Genomic DNA, 20,651 nt, shown 5'->3' on the forward strand with positions numbered 1-20,651 from the left:
CAAATGGACACCCACTACATCCTCACCATCGACTGCCCGGCGCGCTCCGGGATAGTCGCCGCCGTCAGCACGTACCTGGCCGGGCGACAGTGCTACATCAGCGAGCTGTCGCAGTTCGACGACGAGATCACCGGGCGCTTCTTCATGCGCGCCGTGTTCCGCTTCGACGCCGACGCCAAGGGCGACATCCAGGCCCTGCGCGACGGCTTCGAGGACGTCGCCGTGCCCTTCGACATGCACTGGCAGCTGTTCGACAGCCAGCGGCCGATGCGCGTGCTGCTGATGGTCAGCAAGTTCGACCACTGCCTGGCCGACCTGCTCTACCGCCACGCCAAGGGCGAGCTGGACATGCAGATCACCGCCATCGTTTCCAACCACCTCGACCTGCGCCCCATGGCCGAACGCGAGGGCATCCGCTTCATCTACCTGCCGGTGACGAAAGACACCAAGGCCCAGCAGGAAGCCGAGCTGCTGAAGATAGTCGCCGAGACCGGCACCGAACTGGTGGTGCTCGCCCGCTACATGCAGATCCTCTCCGACGACCTGTGCAGGCAGCTCTCCGGCAAGGCCATCAACATCCACCACTCCTTCCTCCCCGGCTTCAAGGGCGCCAAGCCCTACCACCAGGCCTACGAGCGTGGCGTGAAGCTGATCGGCGCCACCGCGCACTACGTCACCAGCGACCTCGACGAGGGCCCGATCATCGAGCAGGAAGTACAGCGCGTGGACCACGCCTACAGCCCCGAGGCGCTGGTCGCCATCGGCCGCGCCACCGAGACCGTCGCCCTCTCCCGGGCGCTCAAGTACCACCTGCAGCACCGCGTGTTCATCAACCGCGACAAGACCGTGATCTTCTCCTGACAACTACGAACGTGGAGCACCGGACATGAAGCAAAGAGTCGCCATCATCGGCGCCGGCCCCAGCGGCCTGGCCCAGCTGCGCGCCTTCCAGTCGGCGAAGGAAAAAGGCGCCGACATTCCCGAACTGGTCTGCTTCGAGAAGCAGGCCGACTGGGGCGGCATGTGGAACTACACTTGGCGCACCGGCCTGGACGAGCACGGCGAGCCGGTGCACGGCAGCATGTACCGCTACCTCTGGTCCAACGGGCCGAAGGAATGCCTGGAGTTCGCCGACTACAGCTTCGACGAGCACTTCGGCCGGCCCATGGGCTCCTACCCGCCGCGCGAGGTGCTCTGGGACTACATCAAGGGCCGCGTGGTCAAGGCCGGCGTGCGCCCCTACATCCGCTTCAACACCACGGTGCGCAACGTCACCTGGGACGAGGCCAGCGGCACCTTCGAGGTCACCGCCCACAGCTACGACGACGACCGCACCTACAGCGAAACCTTCGACTACGTGGTGGTCGCCAGCGGCCACTTCTCCACGCCCAACGTGCCCTACTTCGACGGCTTCGAGAGCTTCGCCGGGCGCGTGCTGCACGCCCACGACTTCCGCGACGCCCTGGAATTCCAGGGCAAGGACGTGCTCATCGTCGGCGGCAGCTACTCGGCCGAGGACATCGGCTCGCAGTGCTTCAAGTACGGCGCGCGCTCCATCACCAGCTGCTACCGCAGCGCGCCGATGGGCTACAAGTGGCCGGAGAACTGGGAGGAAAAGCCGCTGCTCACCCGCGTCAAGGGCAGCACCGCCTTCTTCGCCGACGGCAGCAGCAAGCGCGTCGACGCCATCATCCTGTGCACCGGCTACAAGCACCACTTCCCCTTCCTGCCCGAGGAGCTGCGGCTGAAGACCGACAACCGCCTGTGGCCGCTGAACCTCTACAAGGGCGTGTTCTGGGAGCAGAACACGCGGCTGATCTACCTCGGCATGCAGGACCAGTGGTACAGCTTCAACATGTTCGACGCCCAGGCCTGGTACGCCCGCGACGTCATCCTCGGGCGCATCGCCCTGCCGGAGCCGGCGCTGATGCGCGCCGAGGACCTGGCCTGGCGCCAGGAGGAGGAAACCCTGGAGAACGCCCGGCAGATGTTCGAGTTCCAGGGCGAGTACATCCGCCAGCTGATCGAGGCCACCGACTACCCCAGCTTCGACATCGCCGAGGTGAACAACACCTTCCTGCAATGGAAGCAGGACAAGTACGAAAACATCATGGGCTACCGCGACAAGTGCCACCGCTCGCTGATCACCGGCACCCTCGCCACGCCGCACCACACGCCCTGGCTGCAGGCCCTGGACGATTCGCTGGAGGCCTACCTGGCCGACCAGCCGGTGGACCAGCTCAGGAAAGCCCTCTGAGCCTTCTCCCGGGGCGGCCCCGCCGCCCCGCCTTGCGTGGAGCACGAGAATGAACCTGCCCGTGACGAGCCGGCCCTTCGAGCCGGCCCTGTTCGCCCGCGCCCCGGCGCTGGAGCGCCACCGCGTCGCCCCCGGCGGGCTGACCGTGCTGGCCCTGGAAGCCGGCGACCGGCTGCAGGTCGTCGACCTGGAAGGCGACCAGGCCGCCGAGCTGCTGGCCTTCACCACCGACGGCCGGCCGGCGCTGGCCGAACTCGGCCTGGCGCCCAGCCCCGGCGCCGCCTTCATCCACCACCTGCTGCACGACGGCAGCCGCGAGGCCGCCCACGTCAGCGCCGGCCTGGCGCGGCGCGGCGTCGACTGCCGCCACTTGCCGAGCCCCGCGCGGCTGTGGGAGAGCGGCACGCCGGCCGGCTTCAGCCGCACCCTCGACGCCGGTGCGGCGCTGCTGGTGCTGGTCGCCGCCCCCGGCGGACGCACGGCGGTGGACAGCCAGGCGCGGGCCAGCGAGCTGCGCCTGCTGGTGCACCGCGCCAACCCGCGCCAGGCGCTCGCCCCGCCGCTGCCGGCGCCGCTGGCCGAGGTGCTGGACGAGTTCACCATCAGGCCCGGTACCGCCAACGCCTACACAGTCGCCGCCGGCCAGTACATCCAGGTGCTGGACGTGGCCGGCCGCCAGTGCTCGGACTTCGTCGCCTTCGACCGCCGCGGCCTCGATGCCGGCCGCGAGGTCGACCTGGACCCCACCGTCACCCGCACCCTGAACGGCAACGCCTACCCCGGCCCGGGCCTGTACAGCCGCTTCTACGACCGCGACCTGCAGCCGATGCTGGAGGTGCTGCGCGACACCGTGGGCCGCCACGACACCTTCGCCCTGGCCTGCACCGCGCGCTACTACGAGGCCCAGGGCTACTTCGGCCACGCCAACTGCAGCGACAACCTCAGCCGCGCCCTCGCCGCCCACGGCGTGCGCGGCCGCGCCGGCTGGCCGGCGATCAACTTCTTCTTCAACACCGGGGTGGACGCGCACCAGCAGCTGACTCTCGACGAGCCCTGGTCGCGCCCCGGCGACTACGTGCTGCTGCGCGCCATGACCGACCTGGTCTGCGCCAGCAGCTCCTGCCCCGACGACATCGACCCGGCCAACGGCTGGCAGCCCACCGACATCCACGTCCGCGTGTACAGCGAAAAGGAGCGTTTCAGTATCGCCATGGCCAACCGCAAGACGCCCGACGCCGACCCGGTGCTGACCCGCGAAAGCGGCTTCCACCCCGGCACCTCCGCCCTCACCCGGCAGTTCGTCGACTACCGCGGCTTCTGGACGCCGACCCATTTCGACGGCTACGGCGCCATCGAGGAGTACCACGGCTGCCGCGAGAAGGTGGCGGTGATGGACCTTTCCGCCCTGCGCAAGTTCGAGGTGCTGGGCCCCGACGCCGAAGCGCTGCTGGACTACTGCCTGACCCGCGACGTGCGCAAGCTCGCGGTGGGCCAGGTGGTCTACTCGGCCATGTGCTACGAGCACGGCGGCATGCTCGACGACGGCACCCTGCTGCGCCTGGGGCCGGACGCCTTCCGCTGGATCGGCGGCGAGGACTACGCCGGCGACTGGCTGCGCGAGCAGGCGCAGAAGCTGGGCATGAAGGTGTGGGTGAAGAGCGCTTCCGAGCAGATCCACAACATCGCCGTGCAGGGCCCGCTGGCCCGCGAACTGCTCAAGGGCATGGTGTGGACGCCGGGCACCCAGCCGAAGCTGGAGGACCTGGGCTGGTTCCGCTTCCTCAGCGGCCGCCTGGACGACTACAACGGCCCGCCGCTGATGGTCTCGCGCACCGGCTACACCGGCGAGCTGGGCTACGAGCTGTGGTGCCACCCGAGCGACGCCATGGCCGTGTGGAACCGCCTGTGGCAACTGGGCGAGCCCCTGGGCCTGGTGCCCCTGGGCCTGCATGCGCTGGACACGCTGCGCATCGAGGCCGGGCTGGTGTTCGCCGGCTACGAGTTCGACGACCAGACCGACCCCTTCGAGGCCGGCATCGGCTTCTGCGTGCCGCTGAAGACCAAGCAGGCCGACTTCATCGGCAAGGATGCCCTGCTAAGGCGCAGCGCCAACCCGCAACGCCGCCTGGTGGGGCTGGAACTGGAGGGTAACGAGACGGCGCACCACGGCGACTGCGTGCACGTCGGCCGCGCCCAGGTGGGCGTAATCACCAGCGCCACCCGCTCGCCGCTGCTGGGCAGGAACATCGCCCTGTGCCGGCTGGACGTGGGTTACTGCGAGCCGGGCACGCCGGTGCAGGTCGGCAAGCTCGACGGCCAGCAGAAGCGCATCCCCGCGCGGGTGGCCGCCGGCACCGTGGCCTACGACCCGCAGAAGAGCCGCGTGCGCGCCTGAGGCGCTTTCTGGATTGGCTTTTGCAAGGCTGCAGCCAGACACGTCGCTCGCAGCCCCAGGAGGAAAGGCCGATGTGGTTCAGCAAGGCATCCCGCAACCTGGCCGAGGAACTCGGCCAGTGGCTCGACCAGCTTCCCAGCGCACCGGACACGGCGCCCCCGCGGCACTGCGAACCGCGCCTGCGTAGCAGCCTGGAGCGCCTGCAGAGCGGCTGGCACGAACTGTTGAGCTTCCGCCAGCACGCCGAACGCCAGGCGCCGCCGCCCTGCAGCGCCGAGGAATACGCCGCGCTGACGAAACGCCTGGCCCAGGCCGAACAGCAGAACCTGCAATTGCGCGGCGAGCTGGAACAGCAGCAGGGCCAGTTGACGGCCCTGGAGGCCGAGCGCCGCCAATGGCAGGAGGAACGCGAGGTCTGGGAGCTGACCCAGCGCACCCTCACCGAGGGCTGCTGGGCGATGAACGTGGTCAACGGCGACCCCGACCACCCGCACAACCTGATCCGCTGGTCCGAGCAGTTCCGCGAGCTGATCGGCTACAGGCGCGAGGAATTCCCCGACGGCTGGGACAGCTACTTCGGCGTGGTCAACCCGGACGACCTGAAGACGGTCATGCAGACCTTCAACGCCGCCATGGCCGACGCCAGCGGCGACGGTTCCTACGCAGTGGAATACCGCATGCGCCACAAGACCCGCGGCGAGGTCTGGTTCCGCGAACGCGGCCGCTGCCTGCGCGACGGCCGCGGCCGGCTGGTGTACGTCACCGGCGCGGTGCGCGAGATCAGCGACGAGAAAGCCGCCGCGGCCCTGCACGAACGCGAGCAGGCGAACATCCAGGCCACCTACGGGCAGATCGCCCAGGTGGCCGGGGTGATCCGCGGCATCGCCGAACAGACCAACCTGCTGGCCCTCAACGCCGCCATCGAAGCCGCCCGCGCCGGCGACCAGGGCCGCGGCTTCGCCGTGGTGGCCGACGAGGTGCGCAACCTGGCGCGGCGCACCCAGGAGTCGGTGCAGCAGATCCAGGCGATGCTGCAGCAGCACTGAACTGGCAGGGCGCACGCTTTTCGTAGGATCGAGGGGGCGCCTAGCTCTTGCTCGCGAACGGTGCTCGCCGGCAGCAGCTGTGCTTGAGATGAACGCCGTCCCCTCTCCCCAGCCCTCTCCCTTCAGGGAGAGGGCTGGGGAGAGGGCGCTCTCAACCCCAACACCTCTGTCCCCCTGTAGGAGCGGGCCCTGCCCGCGATTTCGCGCGCAGGGCGCGCTCCTACATGGCAATGGCGCGAATGGGACAGCATCCACGATGGCCTCCTACACCACCTCCCCCCGCCCACCAGCTTCAGCCCGACGATCCCACCCACGATCATCACCAGGCACAGCGCCTTCAGCGCCCCCAGCGGTTCGCCGAGGAACAGGCTGCCGTAGGCCACCGTGCCCAGGGTGCCGATACCCACCCAGACGGCGTAGGCCAGGCCCAGCGGCAGCTCGCGCACGGACAGGCTCAGCAGGTAGATGCTCAGCGCCAGGAACACCCCGCAGTACAGGCTCGGCCCTAGCCGGGTGAAGCCTTCGGTGCGGGGGATGATCGAGGCGTAGAGCACTTCGCAGAGCCCCGCCAGGACCAGGTAGCCCCAGCCGTTCAACCAGGCCATCGGTCATTTCTCCTTTCCCAAAAAGAACGCCGACGCGGGGCGTCGGCGCAGGGTGTCGCGAGGGGCTCAGACGGCGTCTTCGCCCAGCTCGCCGGTGCGGATGCGCACGATGCTCTCCAGGTCCTGGACGAACACCTTGCCGTCGCCGATCTTGCCGGTGCGCGCCGCCTTGAGGATGGCGTCGACGGCGGCCTGGCACAGGGCGTCGGCGACCACCACTTCCAGCTTCACCTTGGGCAGCAGCTCCACGACGTACTCGGCGCCCCGGTAGACCTCCGAATGGCCCTTCTGCCGGCCGTAGCCCTTGACCTCGGTGGCGGTCACGCCATGCACGCCGGCCTCGGTCAGCGCCAGGCGCACGTCGTCCAGGCGGAACGGCTTGATGATCGCGGTGATGAGTTTCATGGCAGCGATCCTCAGTTGGAGTACTTGTAGCCGACTTCGCCGTGGGCGGAGAGGTCCAGCCCGTCCACCTCGGCTTCCTCGTCCACGCGCAGCCCGCCGCACAGCGCCGCGGCCACCTTGAAGGCGACCAGGCTGGTGATGGCCGAGAAGCCGATGCTGAACAGCAGCACGCCGCCATTGACCAGCAACTGGTCGAACAGCCCGCGGCCCTCGGGGAAGCCCTGGCCGCCGATGGCGCTGAGGGCGAACACCGGGGTCAGCAGGCCGCCGAGGATGCCGGCCACGCCGTGCACGCCGAACACGTCGAAGGCGTCGTCCAGGCCGATCATCGGCTTGAGCTTGTCCACCGACCAGACGCACACCGGGCCTGCGATCAGGCCGAGCAGGATGGCGCCCATGGGGCCGACGTAGCCGCAGGCCGGGGTGATCGCCACCAGCCCGGCGATGGCGCCGGAGACCGCGCCGAACAGGCTCGGCCGGCCCTTGTGCTGCCACTCCACCAGCATCCAGGCCAGGGCGCCGGCGCAGCTGGCGAGCATGGTGTTGACCATCACCAGCATGGCGAAGCCGCTGGCGGCCAGCGCGCAGCCGCCGCAGAAGCCCAGCCAGCCCACCCACAGCAGCGAGCCGCCGGTGAGCGTCATGGTCATGTTGTGCGGCGCCAGGGTGGCGGTGCCGAAGCCGCGGCGGCGGCCCAGCAGCCAGGCGCCCACCAGCGAGGCGATGCCGACGTTGAGGTGCACCACGTTGCCGCCGGCGAAGTCCTGCACGCCCAGGTTGAACACCCAGCCGCCGCCCCAGGCCATGTGCGCCATGGGGATGTAGTTGATGGTCAGCCACACCGCCATGAACACCATGACCGCACCGAACTTCATGCGCTCGGCGAAGGCGCCGACGATGATCGCCGGGGTGATGGCGGCGAACAGCAGCATGAACAGGAAGTACAGGTACTCGGGGATGGTGCCGACCACCGAGTCCTTGGTGATGCCGACCATGAACAGCTTGTCCAGGCCGCCGATCACCGACTGCAGCGCGCCGCCGTCGGTGAAGGTCAGGCTGTAGCCGTAGACGGCGAACAGCACCGACATCAGCGACGCGGTGCAGAACACCTGCATGAGGATCGACAGCACGTTCTTGGTCCGCGCCATGCCGCCGTAGAACAGCGCCAGGCCCGGCAGGGTCATCAGCAGCACCACCAGCGAGCAGAGCGCGACGAAGGCGGTGTCGCCGCTGTTGATCGCCGGCGGCGCCTCGTCCGCCAGGGCGGCGACACTGCCGAACAGCAGGGAAAGGCCCAACATACTGCGGCTCACATGTGAAAACCGGATCATTGCCTGTTGCCTCCAACCGACGGGGACGGGGCCGGCCCGCGGTCGGATGCACGGGCCGGCGTTTCGAGCGCCCTGGGCAGGTGGACGGGCCGCAGCCAGTGCCTTCCTGTAGGGCAACTTTATTTCCTTGTAGGCATAGCAATTGGCCTGCCAAGGCCCGTCGGGGGCGGCCAATTTTTGCTATGTGGTTGAATGGAAAGGGTTTGTTTTGGCAGGCGGGTAAGCGGGCCGAGGCCCTGATCGGCAGGTCGCGCATTTTCTTGGTGCGAATTTGAATTTCCTGCCAGGCAATATGGCAGCCCTGTCTGGCGTTGGTGCGGGGCTCGGCAAATCGCGGATAAGATCCGCTCCGCCACCCCACCGCACCATCCCCCTGTAGGAGCGCGCCCTGCGCGCGATTTCGCGGGCAGGGCCCGCTCCTACAATTGCCATGAGGCACGCTACCCCGTAGGGCGCATAACCGTTCGCGGTTATCCGCCGTTGACCGGAACACCGGTGCCCGGGGCTGCCGACGAATACGGCTCCTCGCAGGATGGGTGGAGCGAAGCGATACCCATCCTGCGGAAGACGCCACCGAGCGCCCAGGAACCGTAGGAGCGGACTCCGTCCGCGATGTCCCCTGCCGGAGAAAACAAAAAGGCCGGCGATCGCTCGCCGGCCTTCGGTATCACCCGCTGGGGCTCAGTACTGCACCTGCCCCGGCACCCAGCTGGTGCCGGCCAGCGGCACGCGGGCCATGGCCGCAGCTTCCACGGTCAGGGCCACCAGGTCCTCGGGGTCGAGGTTGTGCAGGTGCGACTTGCCGCAGGCGCGGGCCATGGTCTGGGCCTCCAGCACCAGCACCCGCAGGTAGTTGGCCAGGCGGCGGCCGGCTTCCACCGGGTCCAGGCGCTTGGACAGCTCCGGGTCCTGGGTGGTAATGCCGGCCGGGTCGCGGCCGTTCTGCCAGTCGTCGTAGTAGCCGGCGGCCGAGCCGATCTTCTTCAGCTCCTCGTCCAGGCGCGGGTGGTTGTCGCCCAGGGCCACCAGCGCGGCGGTGCCGATGGCCACCGCGTCGGCCCCTAGGGCCATGGCCTTGGCCACGTCGGCGCCGTTGCGGATGCCGCCGGAGACGATCAGCTGCACCTGGCGGTGCATGCCCATCTCCTGCAGCGCCTGCACCGCCTGGGGAATGGCCGGCAGAATGGGAATGCCGACGTGCTCGATGAACACTTCCTGGGTGGCCGCGGTGCCGCCCTGCATGCCGTCGAGGACGATCACGTCGGCGCCGGCCTTCACCGCCAGCTTGACGTCGTAGTACGGGCGGCTGGCGCCGATCTTCACGTAGATGGGCTTCTCCCAGTCGGTGATCTCGCGCAGCTCGGCGATCTTGATCGCCAGGTCGTCCGGGCCGGTCCAGTCCGGGTGGCGGCAGGCGCTGCGCTGGTCGACGCCGATCGGCAGGGTGCGCATGCCGGCGACGCGCTCGGTGACCTTCATGCCCAGCAGCATGCCGCCACCGCCCGGCTTGGCGCCCTGCCCCAGGACGATCTCGATGGCGTCGGCCTTGCGCAGGTCGTCGGGGTTCATGCCGTAGCGCGAGGGCAGGTACTGGTACACCAGGTGCCGGGACTGGCCACGCTCTTCCGGGGTCATGCCGCCGTCGCCGGTGGTGGTGCTGGTGCCGGCGATGCTGGCGCCGCGGCCCAGGGCTTCCTTGGCGTTGGCCGAGAGCGCGCCGAAGCTCATGCCGGCGATGGTCACCGGGATCTTCAGGTGGATCGGCTTCTTGGCGAAGCGGGTGCCCAGCACCACGTCGGTGCCGCATTTCTCGCGGTAGCCTTCCAGCGGGTAGCGCGAGACGCTGGCGCCCAGCAGCAGCAGGTCGTCGAAGTGCGGCAGCTTGCGCTTGGTGCCGCCGCCGCGGATGTCGTAGATGCCGGTCTCGGCGGCGCGCTGGATTTCCTGGATGGTCAGGCGGTCGAAGGTGGCGGACTCGCGCAGCACCGGGGTGTTCTTCTCGCTCATGGGGGATTCCTCGCTGCGGATCAGTACGCGGATGCGTTGTCGACTTTGAAGTTGTACAGCTGGCGGGCCGAGCCGTAGCGCTTGAAGGCGGCTGGGTCCTCGTCGAAGCCGGCGCGGTTGAGCAGTTCCCTGAGTTCTTCCAGGTGCTCGGCGCGCATTTCCTTCTCGATGCAGTCCGAGCCCAGGGACTTCACCTCACCCTTGACGTAGATGCGCACCTCGTACAGCGAGTCGCCCAGGGCGTCGCCGGCGTCGCCGCAGACCACCAGGCGCCCGGCCTGGCCCATGAAGCAGCTCATGTGGCCGATGCTGCCGCCGACCACGATGTCCACGCCCTTCATCGAGATGCCGCAGCGCGCGCCGGCGTCGCCCTCGATCACCAGCAGCCCGCCATGGGCGGTGGCGCCGGCGGCCTGGGAGGCGCTGCCCTTCACCCGCACGCTGCCGGACATCATGTTCTCCGCCACGCCCACGCCGACGTTGCCGTGCACGGTGACGCTGGCCTTCTGGTTCATGCCCGCGCAGTAGTAGCCGGCGTGGCCCTGGATATCCACGGACACCGCCTGGTCGATGCCCACGGCGAGGTTGTGCTTGCCGTCGGGGTGGGTCACCAGCCATTCGCGGTCCTGCACTTCGCCGTGCAGGGCCTGGTTCAGTTCGCGCACCGAGGCGCTGGAAAGGTCGATGGTCTTCATGCAAAGGTCTCCAGAATGTTCTGCTCGGTGCGGATCAGGCGCTTTCGCGCTCCCAGACGTAGAGGGTGGCCGGCTCCGGCTCCCAGACCCGCGCCTTGTCGATGCCCGGCAGGCTGGCCAGGGCCTGGTATTCCGAAGCCATGGCCACGTAGTCGTCGGTCTCGGCCAGCACCGCCGGCTTGCAGGCGATCGGGTCGCGGATTACGGCGAAGCCGTTGCGGGTGCCGATGGCGAAGGTGAAGAAACCGTCCAGGTCGTTCAGCGCGCCGTCCAGGGCCTGGGCCAGGCTGTCGCCCTGGCGCAGGCGCCAGGTCAGGTAGCCGGCGGCCACTTCGCTGTCGTTGTCGGTCTCGAAGGCGATGCCCTGGCGCTTGAGTTCCTGGCGCAGGCGGAAGTGGTTGGACAGCGAGCCGTTGTGCACCAGGCACAGGTCGGCGCCGGTGGAGAACGGGTGGCTGCCCTCCATGGTCACCGCGCTCTCGGTGGCCATGCGGGTGTGGCCGATGATGTGGCTGCCCTTCATGCCGGCCAGGCCGAAGCGCTGGGAGATTTCCTGCGGCAGGCCCATGCCCTTGAGGATCTCGATGCTCTGCCCGGCGCTCATGATGCGCACCGCCGGGGCCAGCTCGGCCAGAGCCTCGCGCACCGCGGCTTCGTCGCAGTGGATCTTCAGCACCGCGGCGCTGGCGTTCTGGAACCAGTCCAGCGAGCAGCCCAGGCGCGCTTCCAGGGCGCCCATCAGCTCGGCCCAGGGGTAGCCGGCGTCGCTGGCCTGCAGGGTCAGCTTGACCCAGCCGTCGGCCACCTCGTCACCGTAGATGGCGAAGCCGGCGCTGTCCGGGCCGCGGTCGGTCATGGCTTGCAGCATGGGTTCGAAGAGCTTGCCGAGCTGGCTCTCCAGCTCGGGTTTCTTCAGGTAGAGGCCTACGATTCCGCACATGGTTCGTCTCCTTCGAGGCAGCAGGCGACCGCCGCGTGGTGTTCACGGTCGCCCAGAGGGGTAAATGAGGTGCGCCCGGCGGGCGCGGCGGTCAGAAGAATTCGGTGTAGCGCTGAATCTCCCAGTCGGAGACGTGGCGGCTGTACTCCACCCACTCCATGCGCTTGAGCTTGATGAACTCGTCGACGATCTCGGCGCCGAGCACCTCGCGGAACAGCGGGTCGGCCTCCAGGGCGTCGGTGGCTTCCTTCAGCGACTGCGGCAGGGTCTTGATGCCGCGCGCGGCGATCGCCTCCAGGCTCAGGTTGTAGAGGTTCTCGTTGCACATCTCGCCCGGTTCCAGCTGGCGGTCGATGCCATCCAGGCCCGCGGCGATGATGGCGGCGGTCACCAGGTAAGGGTTGCAGCCGGCGTCGGGCAGGCGGAACTCCAGGCGGCCGTAGGGGATGCGCACCATCGCCGAGCGGTTGTTGGCGCCGTAGGCGATGAACGCCGGGGCCCAGGTGGCGCCGGACAGCGAGCGGCCCACCACCAGGCGCTTGTAGGAGTTGACCGTGGGCGCGGCGAAGGCGCACAGGGCCGGGCCGTGGGCCAGCAGGCCGGCGGCGAAGTGGTAGGCCAGCTTCGACAGGCCCATGCCGCTGGGGTCGGACGGGTCGTGGAAGAGGTTCTTGTTGGTCGCGCTGGCGATCGACAGGTGGAAGTGCATGCCGTTGCCGGCGCGCTTGGGATCGGGCTTGGGCATGAACGAGCAGATCATGCCCAGGTCGTTGGCGATCTCGCCGGCGGCCATGCGGAAGAAGGTGAAGCGGTCGGCCGACTCCATGGCGTCACTGTAGGTGTAGTTGATCTCGAACTGGCCGTTGGCGTCCTCGTGGTCGATCTGGTAGATGTCGAAGCCCACCGGCTGCAGGGCCTCGGTCAGGCGTTCGAGGAACTCACGGGAGCGCGACAGGCCCTTGTAGTCGTAGCAGGGCTTGTCGAGGTTGTCCGAGGCGTCCACCAGCTGCAGCTTGCCCTGGGCGTCGCGGCGGAACAGGCTGAATTCCGGCTCCAGCCCGGTGTTCAGCACCCAGCCCTTGTCGGCCAGGCGCTGCACCTGCTGCTGCAGCACGAAGCGGCTGTCGTAGGGGTGCGGCTTGCCGTCGACGTGGCCGATGCAGACCACCCGGCCGTAGCCCGGCTGCCAGGGCACCGGGATCAGCGTGGCAAGGTCGCCGCGGGCCATGAAGTCCGGGCCGTGGGGCTCCATGCCCATGCCGCAGATGGCGAACCCGGCGAACCCGGCGCCCTCCTCGGCCACCGCCTTGAGGCCGGACACCGGCACCGACTTGGTCTTCGCGGCGCCGTGGATGTCGACGAACTGCGCCAGCACGTACTTGATGCCGTGCTGGTCGATGGTGCGCTGGGTTTCGGGTGGCAACATGGGGGAGCTCTCCGGTTGAATGGGCAAGGCGTTGTCGATGCCTGGGGCGGTTTGCGCCGGGGCTTTCGCCCGTCGAATTCCGCTCAGGAAACTTACTTTCCCATTAGGAATGCAATGCCAGTGCCAAGTCCGGTGCACCATGATGGATGGCAGCCACGGCGGTTTTTCTTCTGTATATATGGGAAACTAGCTTTCACTGTGGGAAAGTGGCAACGCACCACTCGCCCTCCGCACTTTCTCAGTGCGAAACTAATATTCTTGAACCTAAACCGTGCAGGAACCCTGAATGTCGACCGAGACCCAACCGCGCCTCCGCCTGGAGCAGTACCTGGGCATGCAGATCAAGCGCCAGCGCCAGGCGCAGGAGCTCAAGCTGGCGGACGTGGCGCGCATCGCGGGGATCAGCCAGGGCATGCTGAGCAAGATCGAGAACGCCCAGGTCTCCACCAGCCTCGACACCCTGAGCCGCCTGTGCGACGTGCTCGGCATGCCGATGTCGAAACTCTTCAGCCAGTACGACCAGCCCGACGGCAACGCCCTGCTGGTGAAGGCCGGCGACGGCCTGGAAGTGGTGCGCCGGGGCACCGAGAAAGGTCACACCTACCAGTTGCTCAACCACACCCGCGGGCCGAAGAAGAACTTCGAGGCCTACATGGTCAGCATGGACGACGCCAGCGAGGAGTTCCCGACCTTCTCCCACCCCGGCACCGAGTTCCTCCACCTGCTCGAGGGCGAGCTGGTGTACCGCCACGGCAACCAGCTCTACCCCATGCAGGCCGGCGACAGCCTGACCTTCGACGGCGAGACGCCCCACGGCCCGGAGAAGCTGGTGCAGGTGCCGATACGGCTGTTGTCGATCATGAACTACGGCAACGACTGAGGCGCCGGGAAGCCGGGAACGGCCTTCCTCCGCAGGAGCGGATTCATCGGCGATTTCCCAGCGGGGCTCGGCCTATCGCGGATAAGACCCCATCGCACCATCCCCTGTAGGAGCGCGCCCTGCGCGCGATTTCGCGGGCAGGGCCCGCTCCTACAATTGCCATGAAGCACGGTATCCCGTAGGGCGCATAACCGTTCGCGGTTATCCGCCGATGGCCGTGGCACCAATGCCCTGCGTCCTTCCTTCCCCTCGACCATTCGGCCGAAAACTTTCCTGACAGGATAAAAATTTTCCCAAGGGTATGGACCCACGGATTCGCTTCGCCTATAAAAGCGCGAAAGGAAATTTATATTCCCAACAGTAAAAAATCCTTCGCCGGCGAAAGCCCCTTTCACCGGCGAACCTTCCGCCCTTGCGCGCCGAGCTGCCTCCCACTCACTTCGAGGACCCGACATGCACCACGCCCCCAGCCACTTCATCATCCGCATCAGTTGCCCGGCGGTGTCCGGGATAGTCGCGGCGGTGACCACCTACCTGGCCGAGCAGGGTTGCTACATCAGCGAGATGGCGCAGTTCGACGACGAAGGCAACGGCCGCTTCTTCATGCGCGCCGTGTTCCGCTTCAACCAGGGCCTGGATGGCGACATCGGCAATATCGAATCCGGTTTCGCCGACGTGGCCAGCCGCTTCGACATGGACTGGAGCCTGCACAGCAGCGCCAAGCCCATGCGCGTGCTGCTGATGGTCAGCAAGTTCGACCATTGCCTGGCCGACCTGCTCTACCGCCACGCCAAGGGCGAGCTGGACATGCAGATCACCGCCATCGTTTCCAACCACCTCGACCTGCGCCCCATGGCCGAACGCGAGGGCATCCGCTTCATCTACCTGCCGGTGACGAAAGACACCAAGGCCCAGCAGGAAGCCGAGCTGCTGAAGATAGTCGCGGAGACCGGCACCGAACTGGTGGTGCTCGCCCGCTACATGCAGATCCTCTCCGACGACCTGTGCAGGCAGCTCTCCGGCAAGGCCATCAACATCCACCACTCCTTCCTGCCCGGCTTCAAGGGCGCCAAGCCCTACCACCAGGCCTACGAGCGCGGGGTGAAGCTGATCGGCGCCACCGCCCACTACGTCACCAGCGACCTCGACGAGGGCCCGATCATCGAGCAGGAAGTGCAGCGCGTGGACCACGCCTACACCCCCGACGACCTGGTGGCCATCGGCCGTGACACCGAGACCATCGCCCTCTCCCGCGCGGTGAAGTACCACCTGGAACACCGCGTCTTCCTCAACCACGACCGCACGGTGATCTTCAAATGAATGCCATTCCCAGCGTCAAGCTCATCGACGGCAAGGCCACCTCGGCACGGGTGCTCGCCGAGGTCCGCGAGGAAGTCCTGGCCCTGCGCGAGCACGGCATCCAGCCGGGCCTGGCCGTGGTGCTGGTGGGCAGCGACCCGGCCAGCCAGGTCTACGTGCGCAATAAAGTGCTGCGCGCCGAGGAGGTCGGCATCCGCTCGCTGGAGCACAAGCTGCCGGCCGACACCGGCGAAAGCGCCCTGCTCCAGCTCATCGCCGAGCTGAACGACGACCCGGCGGTGAACGGCATCCTCGTGCAACTGCCGCTGCCCAAGCACATCGACGAAAACCGCGTGCTCCAGGCCATCGACCCGCTGAAGGACGTCGACGGCTTCCACAGCGAGAACGTCGGCGGCCTCAGCCAGGGCCGCGACGTGCTCACGCCCTGCACCCCGGCCGGCTGCATGCGCCTGCTGCACGACACCTGCGGCGACCTGACCGGCAAGCACGCGGTGGTGATCGGCCGCTCCAACATCGTCGGCAAGCCCATGGCCGCGCTGCTGCTCAAGGCCCACTGCACGGTGACCGTGGTGCATTCGCGCAGCGCCAACCTGCGTGAGCTGTGCCGCCAGGCCGACATCGTGGTCGCCGCGGTGGGCAAGCCGCGGCTGGTCGACGCCAGCTGGCTGAAGCCCGGCGCGGTGGTGATCGACGTGGGCATCAACCGCATCGACGAAGGCGGCCGCAGCAAGCTGGTCGGCGACGTCGACTTCGACAGCGCCCTGGCCCAGGCCGCGGCCATCACCCCGGTGCCCGGCGGCGTCGGGCCGATGACCATCGCCTACCTGATGAAGAACACCCTGGCCGCCGCGCGCCTGCAACGCGCCGGCGCCACTGCGGAGTAAGCAGCATGCCTTTCGCCCTCCTGAAATACGGCCTGAGCGCCGACTACCCGGTGGAAGTCGACCTGCCGCCGCCCTGCGAGCTGAAGCCGCGCTACGACGTGGTGATCATCGGCGGCGGCGGCCACGGCCTGGCCACCGCCTACTACCTGGCCAAGTACCACGGCGTGACCAACGTGGCGGTGCTGGAGAAGGCCTACCTGGGCGGCGGCAACACCGCGCGCAACACCGCGGTGATCCGCTCCAACTACCTCACCAGCGAGGGCGTGAAGTTCTACGCCGAGTCGGTGCGGATGTTCCAGGGCCTGTCCAACGAGTTCGACTTCAACATCATGTACTCCGAGCGCGGCCAGCTGACCCTGGCGCACACCGACGCCACGGTGCGCGCCTTCCGCCAGCGCGCAGAGGTGAACAGGCACTTCGGCGGGCGCACCGAGATGATCGACCGCCAGCAGATCCGCGAGCTGGTGCCCACGCTCAACCTCGACCCCGGCCACCTGCCGGTGCTCGCCGGCCTGTGGCACATCGACGGCGCCACCGCGCGCCACGACGCCGTGGCCTGGGGCTACGCCAAGCAGGCGGCCAAGCGCGGCGTGGAAATCCACCAGCTCACCGAAGTGCAGGACCTGGTGGTGCGCGACGGCCGCATCGAGGCGGTGAAGACCAACCGCGGCACCGTGCAGTGCGGCTGCGTGGTCCAGGCCATCGCCGGGGCCAGCTCGCTGCTGATGGCCAAGGCCGGCATCCGCGCGCCCATCCACACCTACCCGCTGCAAGCCATGGTCACCCAGCCGTTCAAGCCGTTCCTCGACCCGCTGGTGAGCTCCTCGGCGCTGCACTGCTACGTGCAGCAGACCAGCCGCGGCGAGATCGTCTTCGGCGGCGGCTCCGACCCCTACCCGCTGTACAACACCCGCTCCACCCTGGACCTGAAGGAAAGCCTGCTGGCCCACGCCATCGAGATGTTCCCGTTCATGGCCAACGCCAAGTTGATGCGCCAGTGGGCCGGGATCACCGACATGACCCCCGACTACAGCCCGATCATGGGCCTGTCGCCGGTGGAGAACTACTACCTCGACGCCGGCTGGGGCACCTGGGGCTTCAAGGCCACGCCCATCTGCGGCAAGACCATGGCGGAACTGGTGGCCAGCGGCGGCAAGGTGCCGGCGCTGATCGCGCCCTTCGCCCTGGAGCGCTTCAGCCGCTTCCAGCAGGTCAACGAGATGGGCGCCACCGCGGCCAGCCACTGAGGAACCAGCGATGAAGATCCTGACCTGCCCGCTCAACGGGCCGCGCAACATCAGCGAATTCACCTACGGCGGCGAGTTCAAGCGCATGCCCGACCCGGCCAGCTGCTCCGATGCCGAGTGGGCCGACTACGTGTTCAACAGCGACAACGCCGCCGGCATCGTGCTCGAGTGGTGGCTGCACAACGCCTCCAGCTACTGGTTCCTGGCCGAGCGCCACACGGTCACCGACCAGGTGATCCGCACCTTCGACCCGAAGGAAATCTTCGACCGCCGCATCGACTTCGCCGTCGCCCCGCAGGAGACCGCCCAATGAGCGCCCTCAACCGCCTGCCCGCCCCCATGGGCCTGCTGATCGACCGCGAGAAGCCGCTGCGCTTCTCCTTCGACGGCCGCGACTACCAGGGCTTCGAGGGCGACAGCATCGCCAGCGCCCTGCTCGGCAACGGCCGCTGGCTGCTCTCGCGCTCGTTCAAGTACCACCGCCCGCGCGGCCCCCTGACCCTCGCCGGGCAGGACGCCAACACCCTGGTGCAACTGCCCGACGAACCCAACGTGCTGGCCGACATGCACCCCGCCCGCGAAGGCCTGGCGGTGGAAGGCCAGAACTTCTCCGGCAGCCTCGAGCACGACCGCGACGCCTACCTGGGCAAGTTCTCGCGCTTCATGCCGGTGGGCTTCTACTACCGCTCCTTCTACAAGCCCAAGGGCATGTGGAAGGTCTGGGAACCGCTGATCCGCAAGAAGGCCGGCCTCGGCGTGCTCGACTTGGAATTCAGGCCGCAGTACTACGACAAGGCCTACCTGTTCGTCGACCTGGCGGTGATCGGCGCCGGCCCCGCCGGCCTGCGCGCCGCGCTGGACGCCGCCAACGCCGGGGCCAAGGTGCTGCTGGTGGAGCAACAGCCGGTGCTCGGCGGCTCGCTGAACTACGCGCGCTTCGACATCGCCGGCAAGCGCGCCGGCGAACTGCGCGCCGAACTGGTGGCCGCCGTCGAGGGCCACCCGAACATCCAGGTGCTGACCCAGGCCACCTGCAACGCCTGGTTCACCGACAACTACCTGCCGGTGATCCAGCACAAGCGCCTGTACAAGGTGCGCGCCACCCGCTGCCTGGTGGCCGCCGGCTCCTTCGACCAGCCGGTGGTGTTCCGCAACAACGACCTGCCCGGCGTGCTGCTGACCAGCGCCGCGCAACGGGCGATGAAGCTCTACGCGGTGAAACCGGGCAACCGCGCCGTGGTCCTGACCGGCAACGACGACGGCTACCTGGCCGCCCTAGACCTGCAGGAACAGGGCGTGAGCGTGGCCGCCGTGGTCGACATGCGCGACGCCCCGGCCGACGCCCGGCTGGCGGACGAGCTGAAGTACCGCGGCATTGCGCTGCACACCGGCAGCACCGTCTACGAAGCCCTGCACGAGCCCGGCCTGCGCCACGTCAGCGGCGTCGACATCCGCCGCATCAGCGGCCAGGGCAGCGTCGCCGGCGAAGGCACCCAACTGGCCTGCGACCTGCTGTGCATGTCCGCCGGCTACATGCCGGTCTACCAGCTGCTGTGCCAGGCCGGCGGCAAGCTGGCCTACGAGGAGGAACGCGCCGAGTTCGCCATCAGCGGCCTGCCCGCCGGGCTGGACATCGCCGGCTCGGTGAATGGCCGCCACGCCCTGGTCAACGTGCTCGCCGACGGCGCCCGCGCGGCCGCCGCCGCCCTCGCCGCCCTGGGCCTGGAAGCGCCGGCGCCGCGGACCTTCACCAGCGAGGCACGGGTGAACTTCGCCTGGCCGATCTTCCCCCACCCCAAGGGCAAGGACTTCGTCGACTTCGACGAGGACCTGCAGGTGCGCGACATCGTCAACGCCACCCGCAGCGGCTACCGCGACGTGCAGCTGGTCAAGCGCTTCTCCACCGTCGGCATGGGCCCGTCCCAGGGCCGCCACTCGGCGCTGCCCACCGCGCGCCTGGTGGCCCAGGCCACCGGCCGCGGCATCGGCGAAACCGGCGTGACCACCGCGCGCCCGCCGTTCGAGGCGGAGAAGCTGGCCCACGTCGCCGGCCGCGCCTTCGACCCCTACCGGCAGACGCCCATGCACCGCCGCCACCTGGAAGCCGGGGCGAAAATGATGCCCGCCGGCATCTGGCAGCGCCCGGCCTTCTACGGCAAGGCCGAGGACCGCGAGCGCTGCATGCAGGAAGAGGCCCGCCACGTACGCGAGAAGGTCGGCCTGATCGACGTCTCCACCCTCGGCGGCCTGGACGTGCGCGGCCCGGACGCCGCCGAGCTGCTCGAACGCCTGTACACCTTCGGCTTCGCCAAGCTGGCCATCGGCCGCACCCGCTACGCGCTGATGACCAACGAGCACGGCGTGGTGATCGACGACGGCGTCTGCGCGCGCCTGGGCGAGCGGCACTTCTATGTCACCGCCACCACCAGCGGCGTCGACCGCATCTACCAGCAGATGCTCAAGTGGAACGCGCAGTGGCGGCTCAACGTCGACATCACCAACGTCACCGCCGCCCTGGCCGCGGTGAACCTCGCCGGCCCGCTGTCGCGCCTGGTGCTGGAAAAGCTCTGCGACGACGTCGAGCTGTCCGCCGCAGCCTTCCCCTACCTGGGCGTGCGCAGCGGCAAGGTGGCGGGGATTCCGGCGCGCATCCTGCGCGTGGGCTTCGTCGGCGAACTGGGCTACGAAGTCCACGTGCCGGCGCGCTTCGCCGAACGCCTGTGGGACGCGCTGATGGAAGCCGGCGCCGAGCACGGCATCCGCCCGTTCGGCGTGGAGACCCAGCGCCTGCTGCGCCTGGAGAAAGGCCACGTGATCATCAGCCAGGACACCGACGGCATGACCCACCCGGCGGAGATCGACATGCAGTGGGCCATCGGCCGCAAGAAGCCGTTCTTCGTCGGCAAGCGCTCGATCGAGATCCTCGAGGCGCAGCCGCTCAAGCGCAAGCTGGTGGGCTTCACCCTGCCCAGGGGCAGCACCCAGCCGCTGGAGGGCCACCTGGTGCTGGACGGCGCCGACATCAGCGGCAACGTCACCTCCTGCGAGTACTCGCAGAGCCTCGGCCTGATCGTCGGCCTGGCCTACGCCGGCGCCCACCAGGCCACCCCGGGGATGCAGATCCCGATCCGCGTGGAGGGCGGCGAGATGGTGCGCGCCACCGTCGTCCAGCTGCCCTTCTACGACCCGCAGAACCTGCGCCAGGAGCTCTGA

The 20,651-nt window shown here is 68.4% G+C and carries 16 protein-coding genes and 1 pseudogene; 10 read left to right on the forward strand and 7 right to left on the reverse strand.

Annotated elements, in window-relative coordinates:
• The first annotated feature begins 3 nt into the window (after positions 1–3).
• From purU (PKO50_RS17360) to PKO50_RS17375, 4 genes are all read left to right on the forward strand, one after another.
• Positions 4–861 (forward strand): formyltetrahydrofolate deformylase, encoded by an 858-nt coding sequence (gene purU, locus PKO50_RS17360; protein ID WP_089392350.1) that lies wholly within the window; start codon positions 4–6, stop codon positions 859–861.
• Between the two features lie 25 nt (positions 862–886).
• The gene (locus tag PKO50_RS17365; protein ID WP_275626727.1) at positions 887–2,257 is read left to right on the forward strand and encodes an NAD(P)/FAD-dependent oxidoreductase; all 1,371 of its coding nucleotides are present in this window, start codon (positions 887–889) and stop codon (positions 2,255–2,257) included.
• A 49-nt stretch (positions 2,258–2,306) separates the two neighbouring features.
• The gene (locus tag PKO50_RS17370; RefSeq protein WP_275626728.1) at positions 2,307–4,652 is read left to right on the forward strand and encodes an aminomethyltransferase family protein; all 2,346 of its coding nucleotides are present in this window, start codon (positions 2,307–2,309) and stop codon (positions 4,650–4,652) included.
• A gap of 71 nt (positions 4,653–4,723) precedes the next feature.
• Positions 4,724–5,698 carry a methyl-accepting chemotaxis protein gene (locus tag PKO50_RS17375; RefSeq protein WP_109934971.1) on the forward strand — a complete coding sequence of 325 codons (975 nt, stop codon included), beginning with the start codon at positions 4,724–4,726 and terminating at the stop codon, positions 5,696–5,698.
• A gap of 281 nt (positions 5,699–5,979) precedes the next feature.
• On the opposite strand, the pseudogene PKO50_RS17380 reads toward PKO50_RS17375, so the two are convergent.
• From PKO50_RS17380 to glnT, 7 genes and pseudogenes are all read right to left on the reverse strand, one after another.
• Positions 5,980–6,303 (reverse strand): annotated as a pseudogene (locus tag PKO50_RS17380) (multidrug efflux SMR transporter); the annotation flags it as partial.
• 66 nt (positions 6,304–6,369) lie between these two features.
• Positions 6,370–6,708: a P-II family nitrogen regulator gene (locus tag PKO50_RS17385; protein ID WP_089392355.1), complete on the reverse strand. Its 339-nt coding sequence runs from the start codon at positions 6,706–6,708 to the stop codon at positions 6,370–6,372.
• Positions 6,709–6,719: 11 nt separating this feature from the next.
• On the reverse strand, positions 6,720–8,009 hold the full coding sequence (locus PKO50_RS17390; protein WP_256595902.1) for an ammonium transporter: 1,290 nt from the start codon (positions 8,007–8,009) through the stop codon (positions 6,720–6,722).
• A 711-nt stretch (positions 8,010–8,720) separates the two neighbouring features.
• Positions 8,721–10,046, reverse strand: coding sequence for an FMN-binding glutamate synthase family protein (locus PKO50_RS17395; protein ID WP_275626729.1), 1,326 nt, complete (start codon positions 10,044–10,046; stop codon positions 8,721–8,723).
• A 20-nt stretch (positions 10,047–10,066) separates the two neighbouring features.
• A complete protein-coding gene (locus tag PKO50_RS17400; protein ID WP_089392358.1) occupies positions 10,067–10,741 on the reverse strand; it encodes a protein glxC in 675 nt (224 codons plus the stop codon).
• A gap of 34 nt (positions 10,742–10,775) precedes the next feature.
• Positions 10,776–11,681, reverse strand: coding sequence for a glutamine amidotransferase family protein (locus tag PKO50_RS17405; RefSeq protein ID WP_109934974.1), 906 nt, complete (start codon positions 11,679–11,681; stop codon positions 10,776–10,778).
• A 91-nt stretch (positions 11,682–11,772) separates the two neighbouring features.
• Positions 11,773–13,107 (reverse strand): type III glutamate--ammonia ligase, encoded by a 1,335-nt coding sequence (gene glnT, locus PKO50_RS17410; RefSeq protein WP_109934975.1) that lies wholly within the window; start codon positions 13,105–13,107, stop codon positions 11,773–11,775.
• A 286-nt stretch (positions 13,108–13,393) separates the two neighbouring features.
• Between glnT and PKO50_RS17415 the strand changes: the two genes are divergently transcribed.
• The 6 genes from PKO50_RS17415 (at position 13,394) to PKO50_RS17440 (ending at position 20,651) form a co-directional block, all read left to right on the forward strand.
• Positions 13,394–13,987 carry a cupin domain-containing protein gene (locus PKO50_RS17415; RefSeq protein ID WP_009622552.1) on the forward strand — a complete coding sequence of 198 codons (594 nt, stop codon included), beginning with the start codon at positions 13,394–13,396 and terminating at the stop codon, positions 13,985–13,987.
• A gap of 453 nt (positions 13,988–14,440) precedes the next feature.
• Entirely contained in the window at positions 14,441–15,307 is an 867-nt protein-coding gene (gene purU, locus PKO50_RS17420) for a formyltetrahydrofolate deformylase (RefSeq protein ID WP_275626730.1), read from the forward strand.
• A complete protein-coding gene (gene folD, locus PKO50_RS17425) occupies positions 15,304–16,191 on the forward strand; it encodes a bifunctional methylenetetrahydrofolate dehydrogenase/methenyltetrahydrofolate cyclohydrolase FolD (protein WP_109935281.1) in 888 nt (295 codons plus the stop codon). Before purU (PKO50_RS17420) ends, folD begins: the two co-directional genes overlap by 4 nt.
• Positions 16,192–16,196: 5 nt before the next feature.
• A complete protein-coding gene (locus PKO50_RS17430) occupies positions 16,197–17,438 on the forward strand; it encodes an FAD-dependent oxidoreductase (RefSeq protein WP_089392363.1) in 1,242 nt (413 codons plus the stop codon).
• Positions 17,439–17,448: 10 nt separating this feature from the next.
• Positions 17,449–17,751: a sarcosine oxidase subunit delta gene (locus PKO50_RS17435; RefSeq protein ID WP_089392364.1), complete on the forward strand. Its 303-nt coding sequence runs from the start codon at positions 17,449–17,451 to the stop codon at positions 17,749–17,751.
• Positions 17,748–20,651, forward strand: a complete 2,904-nt coding sequence (locus PKO50_RS17440) for a 2Fe-2S iron-sulfur cluster-binding protein (protein WP_275626731.1) — start codon at positions 17,748–17,750, stop codon at positions 20,649–20,651. The genes PKO50_RS17435 and PKO50_RS17440 overlap by 4 nt, the downstream gene beginning before the upstream one ends.

The organism is Pseudomonas sp. 273, from assembly GCF_029201425.1.
In the GTDB taxonomy this organism is placed as follows: Bacteria; Pseudomonadota; Gammaproteobacteria; order Pseudomonadales; family Pseudomonadaceae; genus Pseudomonas; species Pseudomonas delhiensis.

Bases quoted from the DNA above. Each gene is read 5' to 3' on its own strand.
- PKO50_RS17400 (WP_089392358.1), bottom strand. From the start codon at position 10,741: ATGAAGACCATCGACCTTTCCAGCGCCTCGGTGCGCGAACTGAACCAG.
- PKO50_RS17370 (WP_275626728.1), top strand. From the start codon at position 2,307: ATGAACCTGCCCGTGACGAGCCGGCCCTTCGAGCCGGCCCTGTTCGCC.
- purU (WP_275626730.1), top strand. From the start codon at position 14,441: ATGCACCACGCCCCCAGCCACTTCATCATCCGCATCAGTTGCCCGGCG.
- PKO50_RS17430 (WP_089392363.1), top strand. From the start codon at position 16,197: ATGCCTTTCGCCCTCCTGAAATACGGCCTGAGCGCCGACTACCCGGTG.
- PKO50_RS17385 (WP_089392355.1), bottom strand. From the start codon at position 6,708: ATGAAACTCATCACCGCGATCATCAAGCCGTTCCGCCTGGACGACGTG.
- PKO50_RS17440 (WP_275626731.1), top strand. From the start codon at position 17,748: ATGAGCGCCCTCAACCGCCTGCCCGCCCCCATGGGCCTGCTGATCGAC.
- PKO50_RS17415 (WP_009622552.1), top strand. From the start codon at position 13,394: ATGTCGACCGAGACCCAACCGCGCCTCCGCCTGGAGCAGTACCTGGGC.
- folD (WP_109935281.1), top strand. From the start codon at position 15,304: ATGAATGCCATTCCCAGCGTCAAGCTCATCGACGGCAAGGCCACCTCG.
- PKO50_RS17395 (WP_275626729.1), bottom strand. From the start codon at position 10,046: ATGAGCGAGAAGAACACCCCGGTGCTGCGCGAGTCCGCCACCTTCGAC.
- PKO50_RS17435 (WP_089392364.1), top strand. From the start codon at position 17,449: ATGAAGATCCTGACCTGCCCGCTCAACGGGCCGCGCAACATCAGCGAA.
- PKO50_RS17375 (WP_109934971.1), top strand. From the start codon at position 4,724: ATGTGGTTCAGCAAGGCATCCCGCAACCTGGCCGAGGAACTCGGCCAG.
- PKO50_RS17390 (WP_256595902.1), bottom strand. From the start codon at position 8,009: ATGTTGGGCCTTTCCCTGCTGTTCGGCAGTGTCGCCGCCCTGGCGGAC.
- purU (WP_089392350.1), top strand. From the start codon at position 4: ATGGACACCCACTACATCCTCACCATCGACTGCCCGGCGCGCTCCGGG.
- glnT (WP_109934975.1), bottom strand. From the start codon at position 13,107: ATGTTGCCACCCGAAACCCAGCGCACCATCGACCAGCACGGCATCAAG.
- PKO50_RS17365 (WP_275626727.1), top strand. From the start codon at position 887: ATGAAGCAAAGAGTCGCCATCATCGGCGCCGGCCCCAGCGGCCTGGCC.
- PKO50_RS17405 (WP_109934974.1), bottom strand. From the start codon at position 11,681: ATGTGCGGAATCGTAGGCCTCTACCTGAAGAAACCCGAGCTGGAGAGC.